The organism is Bifidobacterium olomucense (assembly GCF_012932375.1).
GTDB classification, from domain to species: domain Bacteria; phylum Actinomycetota; class Actinomycetes; order Actinomycetales; family Bifidobacteriaceae; genus Bifidobacterium; species Bifidobacterium olomucense.
Genome location: NZ_JAAIIG010000005.1, coordinates 144,789 through 159,143 on the forward strand (window position 1 = coordinate 144,789; position 14,355 = coordinate 159,143).

General features: G+C 60.6%; 9 protein-coding genes. 5 read left to right on the forward strand and 4 right to left on the reverse strand.

Features of this window, described 5'->3' with window-relative positions; genetic code table 11:
• Positions 1-525: 525 nt before the first annotated feature.
• Complete coding sequence (locus G1C97_RS07110) at positions 526-3,651, forward strand: Ig-like domain-containing protein (protein WP_169241180.1); 3,126 nt, start codon at positions 526-528, stop codon at positions 3,649-3,651.
• 121 nt (positions 3,652-3,772) lie between these two features.
• Here G1C97_RS07110 and G1C97_RS07115 read toward each other — a convergent pair whose 3' ends face one another.
• Positions 3,773-5,626 (reverse strand): PH domain-containing protein, encoded by a 1,854-nt coding sequence (locus G1C97_RS07115; protein ID WP_169241181.1) that lies wholly within the window; start codon positions 5,624-5,626, stop codon positions 3,773-3,775.
• Positions 5,626-6,177, reverse strand: coding sequence for a PH domain-containing protein (locus G1C97_RS07120; RefSeq protein WP_169241182.1), 552 nt, complete (start codon positions 6,175-6,177; stop codon positions 5,626-5,628). Before G1C97_RS07120 ends, G1C97_RS07115 begins: the two co-directional genes overlap by 1 nt.
• Positions 6,178-6,337: 160 nt before the next feature.
• On the opposite strand from G1C97_RS07120, the gene G1C97_RS07125 reads away from it, so the two are divergent.
• Both G1C97_RS07125 and G1C97_RS07130 read left to right on the forward strand, forming a co-directional pair.
• Positions 6,338-7,084 carry a DUF805 domain-containing protein gene (locus G1C97_RS07125; protein WP_169241183.1) on the forward strand — a complete coding sequence of 249 codons (747 nt, stop codon included), beginning with the start codon at positions 6,338-6,340 and terminating at the stop codon, positions 7,082-7,084.
• The gene (locus G1C97_RS07130; protein WP_169241184.1) at positions 7,084-8,601 is read left to right on the forward strand and encodes a hypothetical protein; all 1,518 of its coding nucleotides are present in this window, start codon (positions 7,084-7,086) and stop codon (positions 8,599-8,601) included. The genes G1C97_RS07125 and G1C97_RS07130 overlap by 1 nt, the downstream gene beginning before the upstream one ends.
• Before the next feature lie 356 nt (positions 8,602-8,957).
• Here the strand turns inward: G1C97_RS07130 and G1C97_RS07135 are convergent, their stop codons facing one another.
• Positions 8,958-9,683: a LuxR C-terminal-related transcriptional regulator gene (locus G1C97_RS07135; protein WP_169241185.1), complete on the reverse strand. Its 726-nt coding sequence runs from the start codon at positions 9,681-9,683 to the stop codon at positions 8,958-8,960.
• Positions 9,684-9,971: 288 nt separating this feature from the next.
• Between G1C97_RS07135 and G1C97_RS07140 the strand changes: the two genes are divergently transcribed.
• Both G1C97_RS07140 and G1C97_RS07145 read left to right on the forward strand, forming a co-directional pair.
• Positions 9,972-11,285 carry a CPBP family intramembrane glutamic endopeptidase gene (locus G1C97_RS07140; RefSeq protein WP_335341347.1) on the forward strand — a complete coding sequence of 438 codons (1,314 nt, stop codon included), beginning with the start codon at positions 9,972-9,974 and terminating at the stop codon, positions 11,283-11,285.
• Between the two features lie 97 nt (positions 11,286-11,382).
• Entirely contained in the window at positions 11,383-12,516 is a 1,134-nt protein-coding gene (locus G1C97_RS07145) for a beta/alpha barrel domain-containing protein (RefSeq protein WP_169241186.1), read from the forward strand.
• Between the two features lie 361 nt (positions 12,517-12,877).
• On the opposite strand, the gene G1C97_RS07150 is transcribed toward G1C97_RS07145, so the two are convergent.
• Positions 12,878-14,230 carry an NAD(P)/FAD-dependent oxidoreductase gene (locus tag G1C97_RS07150; RefSeq protein WP_169241187.1) on the reverse strand — a complete coding sequence of 451 codons (1,353 nt, stop codon included), beginning with the start codon at positions 14,228-14,230 and terminating at the stop codon, positions 12,878-12,880.
• Between the last annotated feature and the right edge of the window lie 125 nt (positions 14,231-14,355).

Genomic DNA, 14,355 nt, shown 5'->3' on the forward strand with positions numbered 1-14,355 from the left:
CGAGGCCAACATTGAGCCTCGCTCGCAGAGCGAGTCCGTAATTGATGGCCGAACCGTGAAGCGGACAGTCCTGTGGACTGTCCGTAGGTGAGGCCTGAGTGAGGCGGTAGCCGAGCGAGGGTAAGGATTGAGTCTTGCCGTGAGGCAAGTCTTTAGTTGCTGGACCGAAGGGGAACCGTGAAGCGGACAGTCCTGTGGACTGTCCGTAGGTGAGGCCTGAGTGAGGCGGTAGCCGAGCGAGGGTAAGGATTGAGTCTTGCCGTAAGGCAAGTCTTTGATTGTTGGCTGATCGCGGCATTATTTAGCTTGCGATCGTTTGGTTTTTGCATTGAGGTGATGATGGTTGCTGACCATCATCACCTTTGTTGTTTGAGCTGGGTTTGTGGGTTTGCTTGGGCTGGACTGAAGCTCGGGGGAACGGCCCTTCTGCCTATCGTTGGGAAGACCTATACTTTTCCCTGTATGCAACGATGCTCTCGGATGTGGTTTAGGCCGGGAAAATCATGACATAAGTTTGGAGAGACGATGTCGAAGAACATCACACGACGATTGGCCGGAATCGCTGCTGCCGTGGCGAGCCTTGCCATGCTGTTCTGCGTGCTGCCCGCGCAGGCGGCGGATGCAAGCCTGAGCACGGACGCCGGCGCCAATGCCAATGTAGTGCAGGCGTTGAAATACGTGCAGGACCTGAATGCCTTGCGCGCTCGTACTGATCGCCGCGCACTGACCAAGGAACAGATTGCCGCGGCTCAGAAGGCCGATAACAATTCCTCGATGACCGCTAGTCAGATTCCGGATGGCGTTGCCGACGGCTCTGCCGTGTCGGCGCTGAAGGTCAACAGCGATGTAATGAAGTGGGCGCAAACGCGTGCCGAGGAGATGGCACAACGCGCGGTAAGCAACCCCCAAACACCGTTGTCCCATGACAATATGACGAATGGTCGCCCGTCTTGGTTCGGCAACTACAGCAATCCTATGGGAACGTATTATTTCGGCCCGGAGGCCTTGGCTATCGGCTTCCTCGGCTATAACTCGTACAACCCGGTTGATTCGTGGTACAGCGAGCTGAACTACGAAATCGAACATCCGAACGCTTCCGCCGATGACTTGGCCTATTACCGTCAGGGCTATGGCCATTACCTGACCGAAGTGTTCCCCTATGCTGATATCGCCGGCATTGGCGTGTCCGTGGTTCCGAGCGGTCGTTGGAAAGGTGCGATTGTCACCGTGCTGGAAATCGCTCAGAGCAACGGCAATACCACCGGCACCACGCAGACTCCTGAAGAGGCTCTCGCAGGACTGCGCAGCATCCAGTCGGTCACCAACCCGGCCGCCATCACCGTGGAATCCGGCACCGCCAAGCCGACGAACCTGCCGGCTACGGTATCCGTGACGTACGATGACGGCACCGCCGGCCAGGCTGCCGTGACGTGGAATGTGCCGGATAACTGGAACGCCGATCGCAAGCAGCGCACGCTGACCGTGACGGGCACCGTCGCCGGTACCAGCAAGACCGCTTCGTTGAAGCTCACCGTCAAGGCCGCCAGCATCACCGGCGTCACCGCGAACAGCGACACCAAGGTCACCACCGCTTCCGGCACTGCGCCGAGCTTGCCGTCCACCGCTACCGTCGCTTGGTCGAACGGCAGCTTCGACAACAATGTTGCTATCACATGGGATGCCAACGATTCCTACAAGAAGCGCGAGGGTGCCACCTACTCGCTGAACGGCAAGGTCGGCGATACCGGCAAGACGGTCACCGCACAGGTCACCGTCACCCCGGCCACCGCCACCAAGGCCGCCAGCCCGGCCACGACCACCGTGGTCAAGGGCGGCGCACTCGGCTCCATCCCGACCTCCAAGGTGACTTGGTCCAATGGCGACGTCACCGATGAGAACATCGTCTGGGACGCCGGCAAGAACCCGTCTGCCGCCAACTTCGACGAACTGGGTGATCAGACCTTCACCGGCAAGGCTCAGGGTCTGCCCGTCACGTGGAAGGTCACCGTGGTGGATGCCAAGGTGACCAAGGTCTACAACCCGGCCGCCATCACCGTGGAATCCGGCACCGAACCGCAGTTGCCCGCGACCGTGAAGGCCGATCTGGACAACGGCAAGAAGGGTCAGGATGTGCCGGTGACTTGGGCCGCCGTGCCGAACACGTGGAAGGACCGCAACGGTGGTTCCTTCGAGGTCAAGGGCGTGGCCAACGGCCAGTCCGATCAGACCGTGACCATCAAGGTGACCGTCAACCCCGCCAAGGCTACAGGCGCCACGTTCACCGACGGCACCACGGAAACCGCAGTGACCACCGACTCCGGTACGAACCCGGCTTCCAAGCTGCCGAAGACCGCCAAGCTGGCATGGTCCAACGGCGACACCACCAACGCAACCATCACTTGGGAATCCAAGGATGACTACAAGAACCGTGCGGGTGGCCAGTACGATCTGACCGGTACCGCGGAAGGCTTCAAGCTCACCGCACATGTGACCGTGAACGCGGCCACCGTGACCGGTATCGCCCAGCCTCAGGAGGTCACCGTTGGCGAAGGCGTCAAGCCGGCCATTCCGGCCACCGTCAAGGCGACCTGGTCCAACGGCGACAAGTCCGACGAGACCATCGTCTGGAATGCCGACGCCGATCCGAACGCGGCCTCCTTCGAGACGGCCGGCGATCAGACCTTCACCGGTACCGCCGCAGGCAAGGCCGTTACGTGGAAGGTGACCGTGGTGAAGGCCACCATCACCGGCGTTGACAACGCGACTGCCGAAACCGCAGCCGGAAAGGTGCCGACGCTGCCCGCAACCGTGAACGCACACTGGTCGAACGGCGCTGCTGATACGCAGGTCGCCGTGACGTGGAACACCAACGGTGTGGACTTCTCCAACCGTTCCGGCGCGGACAAGACCGTCAAGGTGCTCGGCTCCGTTGAAGGCTGGAACGGCACGGTTGAGGCTGATGTCACCGTGCACAGCGCCACGGTCACCGGTGCGGTGGTTGACGGCGAAACCACGCTGACCACGCCTTCCGGCACCGATCCGTCCGCCGAGTTCCCGAAGAACGCCAAGGTCTCTTGGAGCGACGGCGGCTCGGACACCACCGAAGCCATCGTGTGGAACACGTTCACCGACTACACCAAGCGCGAAGGCGGCACCTTCGACGTGAAGGGCACGGTGGAAGGCCAGACCGTCACCCTGAAGGTGACTGTGGAGCCTGCCACCCCGTCCAACGTGGAGCAGAGCCAGTTCGAGCTGACCACCACGGTCGGCACCAAGCCGGAGCTGCCCGCACAGATCAACGTGGTGTGGTCCAACGGCGATAAGGTTCCCGCCGCAGTTGAGTGGGAAGCATATGATGCCGCGCTGATCAACAAGGCCGGTACGTTCGAGGTGCAGGGCAAGGTCGGCAGCGAGGAATTCCCCGTCACCGCTACCGTGACTGTGAAGAAGGCCGAGGCTAAGCCGCAGCCGACCACACCGAAGGGCGATACCACTGCCAAGGGCGACACTGCCAACAACACGACTACCAATACCGCCAAGAACAAGCTGAGCAATACTGGTACGAATGTGGCCATTATCGCCGCTGCCGTGGTGATTCTCGCTGCCATCGCCGTGGTGGTGCTGACCGTCGCCAAGCGTCAGCGTCACTGATGCCAGTACGATATCGGCTGAGTAATCGGCACTGATCATCGGCCGATTATCGGCATCGACTGAAGGGTCTTCCGGGTCCACCGGAAGGCCCTTTGTCGTAAGTTTGGTTTCGCTCGACCGCTCACTGTCCGTCGAACCAGCGGGCGAGGGTCTCGGCATCCTTGCGATCGAGGAACAGGAAACGCAGCTCGCTGATGCCGTTCATGACGAACAACAGCATCCGCACACTGAAGATGCCGCGCGGCTCACGCCACAATGTGGTCGATCGCTTGAACGACTGCACGCGCGAGCGACGGGTCACCATCATGAATGTATTCAATGTGCTTGCGCCCGAAACCACTATGCGATTCGGCAGCACGGCAATGTCACGGACCGGTGCTGGTGCAGTCTCAGGCGAGGAGGAGGCGTCGAGGGTCTGTTGGACGGGCGCGGACGGGGATTCCTGCCCGACTTTGCGCAAGTGTTCGTCGGCAATTGCATACCCCTCTTCCCGGCACTTGAGCCAACGACAGGCAACCAGCCATAATCCGCATGCCAAAGGTACGAATAACAGCCACCAGGGCCATCCGAGCCCCGGCAAAGCAAGCGATGTACGCCATGCGGTTGCCGCGGCGGCATTTGATCCAAGCCAGACCAATGCCATCGCAGCCAACGTCGATATCACTGGCATCGTGAGGTAATACCGCAGCAGACCGCGGCCGGTATGTCGGATTGTCAGGCCATGTGCGGAATCCGGTTCCCGCACGTCCCATTCCGGCAGCATATCGTGCAGCACCGTATAGACCCGGCGCGTGCCAATCACCGGTAGAATACGGGCTGCGGAAATGGCGTTTTCTTCGTTTCCCTCACCGGTTGAGGAGCTTAATCCCAAACCCACCGAACACAGGCCGAACGGCCGGCGCAGCAGCGACTGCCGGATAATCACCGTCTGAATTCGACTGATCGGAATCGTGGATGTACGGCGTGTGAACAGCCCCCGTACCACCACTAGATCGTCGCCGCGACGCCACACTTCGAAACCATAGAATCGCAGCAGCGAGGTGACGATGCTCACCACCATCAGCGTCATCACACAGACCAACACCAGCATCACGACGGACAGTACGCCGCCTGTCAATGCGTCGCCCACCGACTGTTCGGCCCGACGTACCAGACTTTTCGGCACAATCTCCTGTATCTGCTGTATGAATCCGTATACCACGAATGCGGCTGCCAAGAATCCGAGATCGGTGATGGCGGACAGCAGGATATCCTTCACCGAGGCGCGAAACACCGGAGTCCGGCCACGCGAGTCCGCGGACGGTGCGGACTTGCCGACGCACGCAATGGGCCCGGCTGTGTAGGCGGGATCATAGGTCGCGTTGCGGTTGGGTGACGTGACAGTCGTGTGGGTCTGCGCTGTGTGGGTCTGCGCTGCGCTGGTCTGCACTGTGCGTGCCCGCGTGCGTAACTGCTCCAGCTCCAGTTGCAGTACTGCAGGCACGGCAGTCAATCGGATATCCGCATCTGCCGCACCTGCCGCCGAAACGGTGAGCTGTACGACGCCGAATGGCTGCAGATACGCCGGTGACGAACTGTTGATGGCATGGATCGAGCCGTAGCTGATGGTGCGATGCTTGCGAAACAGCAGCCCGGATGTGAACGAGAGATTGTCCGAACCAAGCTGGTAACGGGTGGTCGACCATTCGACGATGGGAGGGATCAGCGCGGCGACGATGGCCAACGCCAAAGCCAGCACGATGATCGTACCGCTTAACTCCCGGCGCAGAATGACCAGAAACGTGATGAACAGACCGATGATGCCGCGCACTGAGGAAACCATCGCCACGATGAGCCCGGCCGGGTGCAGCATGCGCCAAACGGTGACGGGCTGGCCGTTGGATTGGCTGTTGGGCCGGCTGTTGGATTGGCTGTTGGGCCGGTCGCCGGCCGGGCTGCTGCTGCCCACGGATGTGCTGTACTGACCGTCTGCCATCACAGATCGTCCTTTGCCATGGCCACACGTTCGGTGATCAGCGCCACCATGCGTTCGGCTTCGGCGGTGTCCAGCGCGGCGATTTCATGCTCGTCGGCCGCCGTGTGCACCACCACGGTGGTCAGACCGAAATGCCGTTGCACCGGATTCTGCTTGGTGTCCACATGCTGCACACGTGTGTATGGCGTGGTGATGGAGCGCCGGAACAACCAACCTTTGCGAGTGGCGAGATCGCGCTCGCCGATACGGAATCGCGTGAAGGCGTAGAGGTACTTGGTTTGCAGCGGCTGAAACGCAAGATCCAACACCGCATAGGTTGCCGCCAATGCGACGATAAGCCGCTGCCAGACTCCCCACCAGCCGTTTGCAACGCATACGATGGCGACTACGGCGCAGACCGCCAGCCATATGCCGGTTTCAATCGCTTCGTTGATCAGCCACACCGTGCGTATTCGCGGTGGCAACGGTCGCCAGCCGGCGTCGATCGGTGCTGTGAAGTTGGCGGCACTGCCCGCGGTGTGCGCGCTGCCTTTGGGCTCTTCAGGCTCCATTGCCGTACTCCTCTCGTTCTGGTCTGTGCTGTACCCAACCATATCCAGTCCGGCAGGTGTTCCGGCGCGATCGGTCCACAGATGTTGACCGAAGCGCCTCTCCGCTGGACGGGAACGGGTATTTGCGGTTGAGTGGAGCGTAACGAGAAAGGGATTGACGATGAACGATGGTGATCACGCTCCGCAGGACCCGCGGATTCCACAGGGGCCGCACAGTTCTCATCATGGCGCAGTACGACCGAACGGCAATCCGTACGTGGCGGGCCGATCCTTTCCTAATCCTTATGTGACAGGTCCGGTGCCCGGGCAAGGCAACGCGGACACCCCGCCGCTGTGGGCGCCGTGGTATGGCATCGGGTTCGGCAAAGCCATCGTGCGATTCTTCCGCAAGACGTTCTATTTTCACGGTCGGGCGTCCCGTGGCGAATACTGGTGGGCCCAGCTGCTCTTCATCCTGCTGAATATGGGCTTTGCCTATGCTGCGTATGGCATAGGCATGTTGATGGGCATCAGCAATGCCGGCAGTGACGGCGTCTTCGGTTCGCCGCTCGACGATTTCGCCAACAACGCGCAGCTGGTACCCCAGGCGTTGCTGTTTGTATCGAATCTGTCGTTGTCTGTACGTCGTCTGCACGACGAGAATCGACGTGGCTGGTGGGTGGTGTTGCCCACGCTACTGCAGTTTGTCGGTTTGATTGCAGTGGTTGTTTCCGTCGTGGTGGGAAATGTGTCCGGTGATGGATCGTCGTCGGCTTTCGCGCAGACCATGGTCGTGGCGATGCTGTTGTGCTTCGGCGCGCTGCTGATGTCGGTCATCATCTCGATCACACTGATGATTGGCCCCAGCAATCCGCTGGGTACGCGATTCGACCGGCCCGGCGCAGGCTGGGGATTGGGGCGGCGCTGATGGTAGGTAGACGATCGGGGCGATTGACGCAGTCCGCGCAATCCGCGCAGTCGGCGCAATCGGTGAGTGAGGCACGTGCCGGACTTGACGCCGCACGAGCCATGTGGCGTCGCTGGATGGTATGGTTCCGCGAGCCGCATTTTCTGGAGAAAACAAGCCTGTGTACCGGCGTGGCGATGGTGGTAACGCTGATCATCATGCCGCCGGATTCTCCGTTGCAGATGTTGTTTGCGCTTGGATGGCTGGTATTGGTGGCTATGCTGCCGTTCGCACCACGTACGTTGTGCATCATCGGCCCGGTGCTGTGCCTGATCGCCTCCGCAATGCCTCATCCGGGGTGGTGGACGGCCGGTGATTTCCTATTGATTGCGTCGTTCCTGTGCATCGGATATACGTTGCCGCGCTGGCCGGCGATCGGTATGCAGGTGGGCTATGCGGTGCTGGACGGCATCGGTGCCGCCTGGTTCGCTTTCCCCTCGCTGGGCGGCGGGCTCATCCGCGGTGTTATCGAGGCGCTGAACGATCTCAATCGGCAAACGATGGCCGAAGACGGCATGACGATTGCATCGCATGCCGAAGCGGCGTTGCCGCAGTATTCGCTGGTGGTGTTTGTGGCAACACTGGCGTTGGACCTGATGGTGTTGGGCTTTCTGCGCGTATTCGGCACCGCATTCCGGCGCACTGCCGAAGCCGACGCGCGCGCCGAACGCACCGAATTGTTGCTCGGGCGCATCACCCGTGAGCAGGAATTAGCCCATGTGATTCACGATTCGGTGGCCAACGACATGTCCACCATCGCGATGTTGGCATGGCGTGCGAAAGCCATGGATGACGACGCCGAATTGCTGGACGCGATCTACGCGCGCTCGCATCATGCATTGGACCGTGTGCATGAAGTAATCGATGTGCTCAACGGCAAGCGGGAGCTGGAGGAGCTGCGCGCGGGTGTCGCGGGAGCGGGCGTTTCAGGAGAGGCATTCGGGGCCGATCATGAGGCCGGGGTTTCGGATATGGCTGATATGGCTGATATGACTGAGGCCGAATCTGTGGCATCCGCAGCCGATCGGACTCCAATCGATGCGCACGTCGAAAAATACGTAGAGGATCAGGATCGCGCGATGAGCATGTTGGGGCTGCATGGCGTGAGTCGGTTGCACGCGGTACCGGGGGTGATGGTATCTGCTGCCGTGCAACGGGCGACGATGGGGCTGCTGGAAGAGATATACGCCAATATCGTGCGGCATTGCGCATTGGAGGACCAATCGGATGACGGTGCCGGTCGTACCTTGAATGATGACGAACCGGCCTATAGCCTGTTCATCGACATCACGCAAGAAGGCATCCGAATCAATGAAATCAATATGATCGCCGACGAATCGCAGACGTTGGTGCATCAGCATCGTCAAGGTCGCGGTCTGACCATGCAGCGCGCGACCATCGAGGCTCTTGGCGGCACGCTCAATACCAGTGCCCAAGACGGTACATGGACACTCGGCGCGGAGATTCCGCTTGCTTAACGGCTCTCCTTTGGCCCAGCAATTAAGGACTGGCCTTCGGCCAGGCTCAATCCCACCTTCGCTCGGCTGTCGCCTCGCTCAGGCTGAGCCTACAAACAGTCCACTGGACTGTTTGCCTAACGGCTCCCCTTCGGTCCAGCAATTAGGGACTGGCCTTCGGCCAGACTCAGACCTACCCTCGCTCGGCTATCGCCTCACTCGGGCTGAGCCTACAAACAGTCCACTGGACTGTTTGCCTAACGGCTCCCCTTCGGTCCAGCAATTAGGGACTGGCCTTCGGCCAGACTCAGACCTACCCTCGCTCGGCTATCGCCTCGCTCAGGCTGAGCCTACAAACAGTCCACTGGACTGTTTGCTTAACGGCTCAGCCATAACGCTATGGCATGGGCTAGGGAGTGGGCGCCTAGTTTGTCTACGGCTCGGTGGGCGTGGGTTCGGACGGTGGAGGCGGTGACTCCCCACTGGGCGGCGATCTGATCGTAGGTCAGTCCGCGGGAGAGCAGATGCAGTGTCTCGGCTTCTTTGGCACCGAGTTTAGGTGCTGGGCGGCCGTCGTTATCCATTCCGTTGCCATGGTTGGCCGTCGTGCCGTCCACCAGCATACGGTGTGCGTCGCTCGCCGTATGAAATTGCAATGGCGCGGATGCCGCAGCGCGCATAGACGGCGGAACAAACGTGCCGCCGGCCGCGACCGTACGCAACGCTTGCGCCAACTGCGGAATATCGGCCTTGGATGCGATGCCTTGCGCCCCGGCTGCAGCAATGCGCTCAGCGTATGTTTCCACGGTGAACGCGGTGATGCCGAGCAACAGCACCCGATCCGTGCGCGAACGAATCGTACGGCACACGCTGACGCCAGTCGCATCGCCAAGTGACATATCCACCATCAGCACTCGTGGACGAGTCTGCGGATCCAGTGCCATTCGCACCGCTTCATCGGCCGTGCCTACGCCCCACATCCATCGCGCGGTAGACATCAGCTGCGGCAAAATCCCCTGCAATGCCAACAGCGCCATACGATCGTTATCCACAGCCGCCACCAAAACCGGCGAGGTTGTGTCCTTCCCCTGCTCAACGCTCATGCGCACCATCCTAGTAGGAGTCTCTCGTGGACATCTGCGGACATCATCACGATTCGCTCAGGAAGAGTGGATAGGTTGGAACGCATGAGCATGAACGAGCAGCAATCCGGGCAACCGCAGATACCGGCTCCGGCACAGCCTTCGCAGTGGGATTCGCAGGAGAATCAACGCGCGCAGCGCAACCAAGATCAACAGTCGCCTCTACCAAACATGTCGCGAGAAACATCGGCTCACAACCAACGTATTGGCCGGCCTCAGCCATCGCGCTCTCAGGGGCTCGACTTTATTGTGCAGCCAGACCAACAGCGGTACGGGCAGCCTGTGCCCTCGCCGCAATACGGCAACCCACAGTACAACGCCGGTACGTATGGTGCCGGGCCTTACGATAGCGGTCAATATGGTGGTGGACAGTATGCTGCCGCGCCGCAGTACGGCTATGGTCAGCCTTACTATCCGAATCCATACGGCTCGTCTGCTCCGGTCGGTCCATCGGTCCCGGCGTATTCCTACGGTCCGGCGCGGTCCTATCAACCTCAGCCGCAGCTGCAATCCCAAGCGCAACCGCAAACGTACATTCCATACTGGGCTGCAGTGCCGGTTCAGCCGATCGACCTGCGCAAAGCGTGGCGGACGTGGCGGCGCAAAGTCACCAATCGCGCGATGGGCTTGACCCTGGCGTATCAAGGCATGATGTACGTCGGCGCCATCGCCGCGTCCATCGTGGCGCTTATCGCCGCTTCGGTGACCGGCAAACAGGACCTCGGCACCAGCTGGGATGGCATTATCAGCTTGGTATCCGTGATTACGGCATTCGGTTTCCTGCTGTTGATGCGCCACCGCGACATCATCACCCGCGAATTCTGGCTCGGTGGCAGTCATGTGGACACGTATGGCGAACCGAATCAGCGTGGGCGCATCAGCCAGTACGGCGGCGGTCGCATGCGTCCTTTATGGTTCCTGGCGTTCATTGCGCTGGGGCTCGGCGTGCAAGGCGTGGTGACATTGGTGCAGCTCGCTTTCGCGATGGTCGGTGCCGATCTGGCCTCGCCCACCTCCGAAAGCATCAATGAATCCGCGGTGACCGTAAGCATGTGGCTGTATATCGGCTTAGTTGGACCGATCTGTGAGGAAGTGCTGTTCCGCGGCGTGCTGATGAAAGAGCTGAAGCCGCTCGGCCGCAACTTTGCGATCATAACGTCCGCGCTGGCGTTCGGCCTGTTCCATGATGACGTGGTGCAGGGGACCTTCGCCTTCCTGTTCGGCCTGATTCTAGGCTTTGTGGCCATGGAATACTCGCTGATCTGGTCGATCGCGCTGCACGTGTTCAACAATGCGATTCTTTCCGGCGTGATCGATACGTGGCTGGCAGGCTACCTTGACAGCACCGGGTACGCTATATATTCGATCGCGCTCGCCCTGATCGGTGTCATTGGGGCGTTGATCGTATTTGCGTTCTGGGGGCGGGGCCTGCGGCAATATCGTCGCGATAATCGCAGCGTATCGGGCACTTACGCGGCGTGGGCGTGCCCGACGTTCATCATTTTCGTGGTGATCAACGCTGTGATGGCGGTGCTTTCGTTCGCTGCGGCGATGATCGGATGAGGATTTTGAGGCTGGTCAGGCATCGATTTCGCCTGAGGTGATTCCGACAACGAAGATATCGGGCGTGGGCTGGCCGGCGGTGGCTTATGGTTGATTCATGAGTGATTTCGAGCCGTTCTACGATGTGAACCGCACCTATGAAGACAACTATGCATGTGGCCCGTTCGGAGCATTCGCCGCTGCGCTGGAGGGGAAGGGCGTTTTGCCTGTAGCCGATGGCAGCAGCTCCGGCTCCAATGCCTCCTCGACAACGGCCTCCACATTCCTGGGGCAGCCGGTGAATTTGGCGTTCGGTATTCCCGCGGGTCCGTTGCTCAACAGTCGTTACACCACAGCGGCTTTCCGTATGGGATTCGATTTGGCCACGTACAAAACCGTGCGTTCGCGTGCGTGGGGCTGCAACCCGTTCCCGAATGTGCTGGCCGTGCACCCGAAGTCGGCGGACGGCCAGCTGACCCCCGGCAGCGCTGAGCTGGACGAAGGCGTGCTGGCGGATACGAACTATGAGCTGCCGATTTCCATCTCCAACAGCTTCGGTGTGCCCTCGCAGGATCCGGACGTCTGGCAGCCGGATATGAGGGCCGCCATTGCCGCGGCCGGCCCGGGGCAGGTGCTGGTGCCGAGTTTCCAAGGTTCTCGTGTGGAAGGCATGAGCGAGGAGGACTATATCGCCGACCATGCCACTACGGCCCGATTGGTCAAGGAAACCGGCGCGAAGCTGATGGTGATGAACACCAGTTGCCCGAATGAGGGACATAACCGTTTGCTGTGCCATAACCCGTTGCTTGTGGGTCGCATTACGGAGGCCGTGAAACAGGAAATCGGCGATACGCCGCTGATGATCAAGCTGGCGTTTATTCCCAGCGATGATGATTTGGAGCTGATGGTGCGTTCCACCGTGGGCCGTGGCACCGTGCAGGGCTTCAGCACGATCAACACGATTTCCGCGAAGTTGGTGGATAAGGACGGCAATCAGGCGCTTCCGGGTGCCGGTCGCGATCGTTCCGGCGTGTGCGGCAGCGCGATTCGGGGTGCCGGCCTGGAAATGGTGCGTCGCTTGGCTGCGTTGCGTGAGCGTCTTGGGCTTGATTTCGCCATCAATGGCGTGGGCGGTGTGGTTTCGCCCGCCGATTACGAGGCGTACAAGCAGGCTGGCGCGGATTCGGTGATGTCCGCCACCGGAGCCATGTGGGACGCCGAATTGGCCCACAAGATCAAGGCGGCTCTCTGACACCGTTACGGACGTCTTCGTCGTCCTCGTCCTCGTCCTCGTCCCCGTCCCCGTCCCCGTCCCCGTCCTCATCCCCCGCGAATATGTACCACTGACGAACAGTGAGTGGTACATATTCGCGAAAGGGCGAGGAATGGGGCTGTGACTATGGAGTCTATGGAGTCTCTGAGGCCTCTGAGACTCCATAGACTCCATAGACTCACCGTTCGGGTCTTCTCGCGAAAAAGGCGCGCTGAGTGATGGTCAGCGCGCCTTTTTCGCAAAGAGGCCGTGCCGGAACGCCGGAACGTCGAAACGGCAGGACGGTCGGGGCGTCCGAAACGGCAGGAACAGCTCAAGCAGAGCGGTGAAACGCTGCGATCTACTCGGCTGCGGCCTTCATGGCCACGGCACCCACGTAATAAACCGGCTTATCGAAGTTGGGCTGGAACAGGAAGTCCACGTTGGCCAGCTGATCGACAGTGAACCCGGCCTGAATCGCCATGGAGATCACGTTCGCGGCACCGGAGATGTCCGCCTTCGAGCAGAACTGGCCACCCTTGACCTGACGGGTTTCCGGATCCCACGTCAGGATCGAGGTGACTGGCGTGGTGGTGAGCATGAAGTCCGGGCGGTAGTCATCCACCAGCTCGGTTTCGCGTACCGTGAGCCCGCGGCGCTCGGCACCGGCCTTCGTCAGACCCGATGCGGCCAGAGACAGATCATACAGCTGTACGGCCGAAGTGGCCTGCGTTCCCATATACTTCACGGTCGGCGTTTCGATGTTGCGTCCGACAAGCAGACCCTGACGCACGGCGTTGGTGGCCAGCGGTATGTAGTCGTGCTTGCCGGTCGGGTTGTAGAACACGGTGGCCGAGTCGCCGGCGGCGTACACGTCCGGCACGGAGGCCTGCATGTAGTCGTCCACAATGATCGCGCCGTTCGGCAGCATATCCACCTTGCCCTTGAGCAAGTCGGTGTTCGGCAGGAAGCCGACTGCGAGAATTGCCATCTCGGCCGTGTACTCGCCCTTTTCGGTGACCACGGTGACGGTATTGTCCGGATTGTCGCGGAATTCCACCACTTTCTGGCCGAGCGCAAGCGTCACGCCGTGTTCCTCGAATGCGGCGGCCACCTGATCGGTGATGGCCTTATCGAAGTTGTTGGCCAGCGGGCGGTCCAAACCGTCCACCAGCGTGGTCGTCACGCCGGTCAGGCTGAACTGCTCGGCGATTTCGGCACCGATGTAGCCCGAGCCGATCACGACCGCGGACTTGGCGGTTTTCGCCTTCTCCTTGATGGCGATGGCGTGGTCCCAGTTCTTGCACAGCAGCACATGCGGGCTGTCGATGCCCGGAATCGGCGGAATCACCGGGCGAGAGCCGGTGGTCACCACGAGCTTATCGAATGCGAGCGTCTCTTCGCTAGACGAATCGCTGCCATCCGACTCCAGAGCGCGATAGGTGAGGGTCTTGGCCTCAAGATCCACGGCCGTCACATCGGTGCGCATATGCATGGTTGCACCGGCCTGCGCCAGCGCTTCGGGGGAGGAATAGAACATCTTCTTCGGGTCGGAGACGTGGTCGCCCACCCACAATGCGATACCGCAGGAGAGGAAGGACAGGGTGCCGTTGCGTTCGAAAACGTGGACGGTCCAATCCGGATGTTCGGCAAGAATCGAGGTGGCGGCGAACGTGCCGGCGTGCGTGCAGCCGATGACGGCGACGGTGGTCATAAATGCTCCTTTGCTTGTGGCCTAGGCGTCAATTGCCCTGCCTTGCATCGTAGCGTAGAGGTATGGAGAAAGTCTCGGCAGAATATGTGACGTAGATAACAATGAATATGGTGGCTATGGAGAAG

Bases quoted from the DNA above. Each gene is read 5' to 3' on its own strand.
- G1C97_RS07110 (WP_169241180.1), top strand. From the start codon at position 526: ATGTCGAAGAACATCACACGACGATTGGCCGGAATCGCTGCTGCCGTG.
- G1C97_RS07115 (WP_169241181.1), bottom strand. From the start codon at position 5,626: ATGGCAGACGGTCAGTACAGCACATCCGTGGGCAGCAGCAGCCCGGCC.
- G1C97_RS07120 (WP_169241182.1), bottom strand. From the start codon at position 6,177: ATGGAGCCTGAAGAGCCCAAAGGCAGCGCGCACACCGCGGGCAGTGCC.
- G1C97_RS07125 (WP_169241183.1), top strand. From the start codon at position 6,338: ATGAACGATGGTGATCACGCTCCGCAGGACCCGCGGATTCCACAGGGG.
- G1C97_RS07130 (WP_169241184.1), top strand. From the start codon at position 7,084: ATGGTAGGTAGACGATCGGGGCGATTGACGCAGTCCGCGCAATCCGCG.
- G1C97_RS07135 (WP_169241185.1), bottom strand. From the start codon at position 9,683: ATGAGCGTTGAGCAGGGGAAGGACACAACCTCGCCGGTTTTGGTGGCG.
- G1C97_RS07145 (WP_169241186.1), top strand. From the start codon at position 11,383: ATGAGTGATTTCGAGCCGTTCTACGATGTGAACCGCACCTATGAAGAC.
- G1C97_RS07150 (WP_169241187.1), bottom strand. From the start codon at position 14,230: ATGACCACCGTCGCCGTCATCGGCTGCACGCACGCCGGCACGTTCGCC.